This window comes from Bacillus sp. JJ722, from assembly GCF_036963345.1.
In the GTDB taxonomy this organism is placed as follows: Bacteria; Bacillota; Bacilli; order Bacillales; family DSM-1321; genus Bacillus_AD.
Map to the genome: position 1 here is coordinate 24,382 of NZ_JBALMO010000040.1, position 891 is coordinate 25,272.

At 37.3% G+C, this 891-nt stretch carries 1 protein-coding gene; it reads left to right on the forward strand.

Going from position 1 to position 891, the window contains the following annotated elements; all coding sequences use genetic code 11:
- The first annotated feature begins 175 nt into the window (after positions 1–175).
- Positions 176–865, forward strand: coding sequence for a copper homeostasis protein CutC (locus V7014_RS06250; protein ID WP_335505261.1), 690 nt, complete (start codon positions 176–178; stop codon positions 863–865).
- The last annotated feature ends 26 nt before the right edge of the window (positions 866–891 follow it).

Sequence of the window (891 nt, forward strand, 5' to 3'; positions counted from 1 at the left end):
CCATACGGAGCAAAACGGAACGCTTCCGCTTTTGTTGTTCTCAACATTTTTGTATATTCAAAAAGATCTCATTAGCTAAGGTTGTTTGTTATAATATGGGGTATTAAATACATATCTAATGTTTGAAGTTGGATATCATATTACTAATTGATTTAAGAATAGAGTAGGTGACATCATGATCTTAGAATGTATTGTACAAAATGAAAAAGACGCTATTGTAGCCGAGCAAATTGGTGTTAATCGTTTGGAGCTTGTTTCAGCAATAACAGAAGGTGGATTAACTCCGAGCTATGGTACAACGAAACGTATTATTGAAAGTGTATCAATTCCTGTACAGGTAATGATTCGACCGCATAGTTTTTCTTACGAGTATGATGAGAGTGATTGGAATAGCATGCGTGAAGACATATTGGCTTTTGAAGATATAGGAGTAACAGGTATTGTTTTTGGTGCTTTGAAAAATGGAGAAATTGATCAAGCTTTACTTGAAAAAGTGATACATGTAGTGCCGAATTTTGATATTACATTTCATCGAGCGTTTGACGAGCTTATTCGACAAGCAGACGGCCTAGAGGTTCTATGTCAATATACCAATCATGTTAGACGAATATTGACTTCAGGTGGAACTATAACGGCGGAAGAAGGCAAAGAAAAATTACAACAGCTTATGACGCTATCAGATGTATGGCATGGTCCGCGCATCTTAGTTGGGGCTGGGTTGCAGCGTGAAAATATCGCTGATGTTCATTCATTTCTGAAAGCAGACGAGTATCATTTCGGAACAGGTGTAAGGGTAGGAAACACTCTTGCTAATGGTTTTGATGAGCAAAAAGTTGCAGAAATACTAGCGGTATTGAATGCATAAATGAAAGAAGAGGCGTCTTAAAAGTG